Below are 6827 nucleotides of genomic sequence, written 5' to 3' on the forward strand. Positions count from 1 at the left end.
TTGGTGTCGGCTGTTGTTGGAGCGGACACTAGGCCAAAGATCCAAGGCCCACAACGTTATGCGTGAAGCGGGTTGAGCTATGCGTTTTGTCCTTATTTGCCAGCGATGGACGACTCGCTCAGGCGCTTTTTGAGGTGTTCGGCGAAGGCACTGACGACACTCGGTCGTGGCTCGTCGCGACGGAAGGCGAGGCCGAATGCATAGGGCAGGGCAGGCCGAAACGGTCGGGTGACAATCGGTAAATGAGCGAAGTGGCTGGCCAGTAATCCGTTGACGATGGACACCCCCAGGCCTTCGGCGACGAAGCTGCAGGCGGCCCCGACGGAGTGCACTTCGATCCGCACCTGGGGCGTCAGGTTGACCGCGCGAAACACCTGGTTGAGCTCTGCGCGCAGTGCCCGTTGGCGGCCCAGCATGACCAGCGGCACATCGCGCAGATGCCGGACCTCGATCACCGCGTGGCGGGTCAGTGGATGGTCGGCCGGCATTACGCACACCCCTTCCGTTTCCAGCACCGGCTCGATGTCAAAATCCGCCAGTTCGGTGGGCAAGCGGACAAATCCAAGATCGGCCGAACGATCCAGCACAGCCCGTTCGATCATGTCGTAGGAGCCGGTCAGTAACTCGACCACGATGTCTTCGTGCCCCTTGAGGAACTCGGCAACAATTTTCGGCAGCAGCTCCTGGGTCATGCTGGTCGGCACGCCCACCTTGAGCAGGCGCTTGCGCGAATGCCCGACCCGAAGCTCGTCGGCCAGCCGCTGGATACGCTGCATGCCATCCACCAGGTCGGCCACTTCAGCCAGCAGTTCATCGGCTTCCGGGGTCGCCATCAAACGACCCTTTTTGCGCAGGAACAAGGCAAAGCCCAAGGTCTCTTCCAGCTGCGTGAGCAGGCGACTGACAGCCGATTGGGACAGGCCCATCCGCGTCGCGGCACCGATGGTCGAGCCGGTGGACATGATGGCCTTGAAGGCTTCGAGTTGCTTGAGATTCACGCGGGGATCCCCTTGGTTTTAACCGCCGTGAGGTGGCGAAAAACGAGCTTGCGCATAGCCTGATGCGCTTCTCGCATAACGTTGTGCAGGCGCGGATGAGTCGTTAGTGTCCGCCCCAATGCGCCGCTGAGTCCAGCGCGACACCACAAGATTATCGACACATATCCCGTCAGCGGGACCTTTGCTACTGCCCATAAAATCGACAATACGGCACCGAGGAAATGGTTATGCGTGAGCTGTTCACGAGAGGCGCAATTGTGCCCGTCGCACTACTGACGAGCTGGTCACCGCAGCTGCTGGCTCAGGGGTTCCTGGAGGATTCGCAAGGCAAACTGACCCTGCGCAATTACTACTTCAACGATGACTATCGTGATGGTGGAAACGACCGCCGGGAGTGGGCCCAGGGCTTTCTTCTCAACCTGCAATCAGGCTATACCGAGGGCGCCGTGGGCTTTGGCCTGGACGCGCTGGGGCTGGCCGGCCTCAAGCTCGACTCGAGTCCCACCCATGCCGGTACCGGCTTGTTGCCGGTGCATGACGACGGGCATGCGGCTGACGGATTTTCCAGCCTGGGAGTGACAGCGAAGATGCGCATTGGCGATGCCGTGGTAAAAACCGGCAACCTGCTGCCCAAGATCCCGGTGCTGGTCTACAACGACGGCCGTCTGCTGCCGCAAACCTTTCGTGGCACCCAGGTCGAATACACGGGCATCCGCGATCTGTATCTGCATACCGGGCACCTGGATAAATTCAAGCAGCGCAATTCGTCGGACAGTGTCGATATTTATCCCCAGGGCTACGCGGGTGATAAAGGCACGGATTTCGATTTTGCCGGCGCCAGTTACAAATTCACGCCAAACCTTAGCGGCACCTGGTACTACGGTGAAATGCGCGAGTTCTACCGCCAGCAATTCCTCGGCCTGGTGCACAAGCTGCCAGTGGGCAGCGGCAGCCTGACCAGCGACCTGCGGTACTTCATCAGCAACGACGCGGGCGAGGCACGCAACGGCGCGGTCGACGCCGACATGTTCAGCGGTCTGTTTACCTACAAGTTGGGAGCGCAGGCCATCGGCATGGGTTACCAGAAAGTGACCGGCGACACGGCGCTGCCTTACACCAGCGTTTCGACGGTCTACTCATTCACCAATGCCGGTGTAGGAAAGTTCATCCAGGGCGGTGAGCAAACCTGGATGCTGCGCTACGACTATGACTTCGCCGCTGTGCTTCCGGGCTTGAGCTTCATGACCCGCTACTACAAGGGCGAGAACGGCGATTACAAAGGCCGCGAAGCCCGCGAATGGGAGTCGGACACCAACCTGCGATATGTCATCCAGGACAGCGCCTTCAAGGGCGTGGGCATGGAGGTGCGCAAGGCAACTTACCGCTCCACTTACGCCAGCGATCGCGATAATTGGCGCCTGTACCTGACCTACGACATCGCGTTGTGGTGATGCAATCACACGATTGCCAACAGCCCCTTGCAAGAGCTGCCAAGTGAAACGAGGCTGCGATCTTTTTCCCGCAGACAAAAAAAAGCCCGCGGGAGGGCGGGCAAACCGTAGTTTCTTGAATGAGCGAGGCCAATGTACCGGTTGCCGCCGTGCAGTGGGGTGAAGAAAAATTCATCCGCACTGCACACTGCTCATCAAGTTCAGAAGTCGTCCTCAGGGCCTGGGCTGGATCAATTAGCAGTGACTCCACGCTTTCGCAGGCTTAGCGCCCGTCGCAGATGCGCTCACGCAAGGGGCTTGGGTCATCCGCCCGGTAAGCCGGGTTATCGCGAATTTGTGGCTTTATGCTAGCATCCTGGCGCGTAGCGGAATGTCGGCACGCCCAGGTACCCGGTTAAGGAAGACCATGTTGAAACCCATCAGAGCCCTGCGAACACTGGGGCGCCTAATTACTTGCGGTGTGTTGCTTGTGCTCCTGTGCAGCGCGGCCGGGGTGCAGGCCGACCAGGTGATCGGTCGCTTCAATTCGGTGGCCGGGCCTTTCAGTCACATGGAAACCCCCGCTGGCCAAGCGTACTTGAGCCTGCATGAGCGCAAGATGCAGGTGCAACTGCCGGACGACTGGCGTGAAAGCACCGTCGAAACCACGATGGAGCTGGACGGCGACACGGCGGTGGTGATGAGCTATCGCACCGCCCGGTGCGACTCCCAAACCGCCTTGATAGTGATCTCCGGGAAGACAGTCTGGGGCCCTTATCGACTGGGGGGCTGTGACGACGTGCTGGCTTTCCAGCGCAGTGAGGACGGCAAGAGTTTCGTCGCCATGCGGATGGATGACCGACGCTCCGAGGCCTGGACCTATTCCTCGAAGGACAAGAATTTCCGCGGGCCGATGAAGGTCGACCTGCCGGGGCTGCTGCAAGGCCTGTCCAAGGCCCGGCCGGCGGTTGCCGCCGCACCCACACCCAGGCCACCGGTGACTGCCAAGCCTGCGCCGGTGCCTATTACCGCAGCGACCTCCGCGGCCACTGCGCGCGCCGAGCCTTCCGCGCCGCCGGCGCCCAACCCCAAGGTGAGCGTGCCTGCCCCAGTACCCAAGCCGGCGCCCAAACCGCCGGCCAAGGTGCCGATTCCTTCCCAGCTGCCGCAACCGGTGGCTGATGCGGTCGTCAAACATGCCCAGGCCACTACGCCACCCAGGCGCCGGGTAGAGATCAACCTGATCTCCAGGATGGAGACCGAGTCGTGACCAGCCTGACACTGCTCCAGCGACTGGTTCCCCGTGCGCGGCGCCGCTCCCTGGCCAATGCGTTGATGCACTGGCTGCGCAAAGACAAGAACCCCCTGCCACGGCGCCAGGAACGTGTGCTGGTCCTGGTGATGCTAAGCCTGACGCTGCTGTACCTGATGGTCGAAATGGGCTTCAACGCCCGTTTGCTGGACGTAGTCGGCGGCCTGGCCAATCAACATCAAGTGGAGTCCATCGAGGTCTACGGACGCTTGATCGCCGGCACCGCGGTGGCCCTGCTGGGATTGGGCACGGTGCTGAAGAAGAGTTTGCGCCTGGGCTGGAGCCGTCTTCGCACGACGATCTGGGCGGCCCTGGTGATCGTCGGCTGCGTGGGTACTACGTACTTTGCGCAGTTGGCGCTGGTCAATCACCTGGTGGATCGCTCGACGCCCGATGAGCGCGCGCGTGCGGCCTTGGGCGTGCCGATGACGTACTTGATGGTGCACCAGGATTTTGGCCTGACGGGTCTGGACCTCACGACCGAGGATTTGCAGCGCCCCGAGGGCAAGACCCTGCTGGCGACGCTCCCCATTATGCTGCTGTCGAAGGATCACCTGACGGAGAGCATCAAGCCGCAGGCGCAGCCGTTCTTCGAGTTGTTCGCCGAAACCGTGCGCGGCGATGCCGAGGTTAATTATCGCCGCTACCAGGAGTCCCTCGCCGAGCTGGATGACAGCTTTCGCCAGTACCAGCAGGGCAGCCGGCGCTACCTGGAGGCAATCAGCGCGGCGTCCATCGCCCGGCACCAGCAGCAGGCCTGGAACGATTACGTGCAGAGCCTCAAGCAACGCAACCGCCGCCTGACCCCCAACAATGTACCGAACCGCCATGCCAACACGGTCCGTCAGTCGCTACGCGAGAAGGGCATCGCGGTGGCCGACGATTGGCGCCCCAACGACCGTGCGGGCTTCAATCGGGCCGTGGCCCGGCGCGTGCAACTGGATGCCCGTAGCGCCTATGCCGCCGGGTTGGAGTCGGTCGGCCGCTGGATCGAGCCGGGCTTGCCGCGCGGGCAGTTTTTTGCGCAGCTGCCGATCCAGAACAAGTGGCGCGACGCGTTGCACTTGCCGTATTCGATCACCTTACAACCCGACCTGTCGCCCAGCGACTTCGAGCAAACCGTGTACCGGCCGACCATCAGCTTCGATGCCAGGCAACTGATCGAAGATCGCTTGGTCGACCCGCAAAACTACCGCGACAGAGGCGAAAAGGCGCAGATCGGTCGTGACAGCTACCGAGCGCTGATTGTGCCGATGATCGCCCTGTTGTTTTCCCTGCTCGGCGCCTTCACCCACATCTTCAAGTGCCTCGGCTTTTTCACCCGGGCGCTGTGTTACGTCCCGCCAAGGCTCTACGCGGCCGCCTTTGTCGGTTATGCGCTGGTGGTGCTGACGGTGCCGATGCTCTGGACCAACAAGGTGACCGAGCAGCGGCTGTTTCTCGACCTCAAGCAGCAGAACGGCTCCACACTTGGGCCCATGGGCTGGATCATTGCCCACAGTGTGCAGTGGACGGCCCAGGTCCAGCCGGTGTTTTACCCGCTCAACGAACGGGTGCGCCTGCACCTGCTCGGGGGCTTGACCTACGGTTATCAGCCTCAATGAATGCTCATATCCAGTCTCGAAAGGAGTCGCCCTTGTCGCGTGCGCTTGCTGTATCCACCCTGTTGCTCGCCTGTACCGGTTTGTTGTTAAGTGGTTGCCAGAACTCGCTCGTAGGCAGCACGGCGGTCGGCGGTGTGCTCGGTTGCATTGGCGGTGCCGCGATTGCCGCCGGGACGGGTGGCAACCCTGGCACCGGTTGCGCCATTGGCGCGGCCCTGGGCGCGCCGACAGGTTATTACGTGGGTCGTCAGAAGGACCTGGAAAACGCCCGTCAGGCCAAGGCGGCCATCGAGCGCCAGTCGAGTGATGTCGCGGTTGTGCAGCTGACAACCCGCCAGGAAGCGGTACCCGCGGACAAGCGCAATGACGTCGGGGCCGCCAGTGTCGAAAGCATGGACTCGATGCAGGTCAACGTGCCGCAGGCCCTGGTGAAAAAGCGCGACAATCGCCTCAAGCAGCCGCTGTCGCAAGTGGGTAACTACGTGTCCAGCGCCAGCAGCAAGGCCAACATTGTGGTCACCACCCGCAGCAAGAGCGACTTCAACTACATCGTCGCCAACATCAAGAAGGGTTACACCGGAAAGGTCGCGCCAGACAAGGTGACCTACGAGTACCGCGAGCTGACACGCGGCACCCAATCGGCGATCCAGGTGATGCCGAGCGCCCAGGTGTAAACCTGTTTCAGGCTGGACAATGACCAACCCATAGGCAAGAAACCACACTGCTGCCGTCGCGGGTGCCGTTAACCCAGGCGCATGAGATGCCTCATGTTCCGGGAGCACCGCGGCTAGGGGAGCCGTACTTGAAGGGATCGGCTCCACGGTTCTCGCGGTTTCTCTCTCTGCGCGTCTCGTCCGGTGGCCGGATCATTTGCACCGTCAAGCTGCCGTCCTGGCCGGCGTAGACCACCGCGCTGGCACCGCCGTCGTGGTAGCTGGCCATGGTCGCCAGGTTGATTTCGACCAGAGCCCCACTGACGCCGGTATTACCCAGACGCCGCCCGATGTCGTACCCCTCATCGACATTGCCCAAATCAATGCCATGGCCGTCGGTATTCAGGCCGAGCAAGGCAATGTTCAGGGCAATTTCTGCGGTCACGTTATCGGTGGAATCGTAAAACACTCGGACCGGCTGCTGCCCTTTGGGCAACGTCTCCAGGGCCTCTAACCAGCCAGCCTGCAAGGCCTTGGCCTGCAACGCCGGTTTAAGCCGCTTGCCGTGTTCGTCCTGCATCGAGACCTTGATCGGCCGATGCAAGTAACCCAGCACCGGCGCGGCGTCGAACTCTTTGAGCTGGTGATGGGTCCAGCGGATGGGCAGCCATGGGGTGGGTTTGAAATAGCTTGCTCCTCGGTTAGGAAACGTTTGCCAAAGCGTGGGGAGTTGGGATTGCCAGTAGGCAGTGGACATGGTGCCAGGGGCATAAGGTTTTTCGAACCCTTTTGCCCGCTCCGCCTCTTCGTAAACGGCTCGAAACTCACGG

Annotated in this window: 5 protein-coding genes and 1 pseudogene; 4 read left to right on the plus strand and 2 right to left on the minus strand. The window is 61.6% G+C overall.

Going from position 1 to position 6827, the window contains the following annotated elements:
* Nucleotides 1-92: 92 nt before the first annotated feature.
* On the minus strand, nt 93-998 hold the full coding sequence (locus EQV97_RS28400; protein WP_240890523.1) for a LysR substrate-binding domain-containing protein: 906 nt from the start codon (nt 996-998) through the stop codon (nt 93-95).
* A gap of 227 nt (nt 999-1225) precedes the next feature.
* Between EQV97_RS28400 and EQV97_RS28405 the strand changes: the two genes are divergently transcribed.
* The 4 genes from EQV97_RS28405 (at nt 1226) to EQV97_RS28420 (ending at nt 6018) form a co-directional block, all read left to right on the plus strand.
* On the plus strand, nt 1226-2449 hold the full coding sequence (locus tag EQV97_RS28405) for an OprD family porin (RefSeq protein ID WP_240890524.1): 1224 nt from the start codon (nt 1226-1228) through the stop codon (nt 2447-2449).
* 406 nt (nt 2450-2855) lie between these two features.
* Nucleotides 2856-3698 carry a hypothetical protein gene (locus EQV97_RS28410; RefSeq protein WP_240890525.1) on the plus strand — a complete coding sequence of 281 codons (843 nt, stop codon included), beginning with the start codon at nt 2856-2858 and terminating at the stop codon, nt 3696-3698.
* Nucleotides 3695-5344, plus strand: a complete 1650-nt coding sequence (locus EQV97_RS28415; protein ID WP_240890526.1) for a hypothetical protein — start codon at nt 3695-3697, stop codon at nt 5342-5344. The genes EQV97_RS28410 and EQV97_RS28415 overlap by 4 nt, the downstream gene beginning before the upstream one ends.
* A gap of 32 nt (nt 5345-5376) precedes the next feature.
* On the plus strand, nt 5377-6018 hold the full coding sequence (locus tag EQV97_RS28420; RefSeq protein ID WP_240890527.1) for a glycine zipper domain-containing protein: 642 nt from the start codon (nt 5377-5379) through the stop codon (nt 6016-6018).
* 91 nt (nt 6019-6109) lie between these two features.
* On the opposite strand, the pseudogene EQV97_RS28425 reads toward EQV97_RS28420, so the two are convergent.
* Nucleotides 6110-6827 (minus strand): annotated as a pseudogene (locus EQV97_RS28425) (DUF2875 family protein); the annotation flags it as partial.

The organism is Pseudomonas sp. TMW22090 (assembly GCF_022496665.1).
Classification (GTDB): Bacteria; Pseudomonadota; Gammaproteobacteria; order Pseudomonadales; family Pseudomonadaceae; genus Aquipseudomonas; species Aquipseudomonas gregormendelii.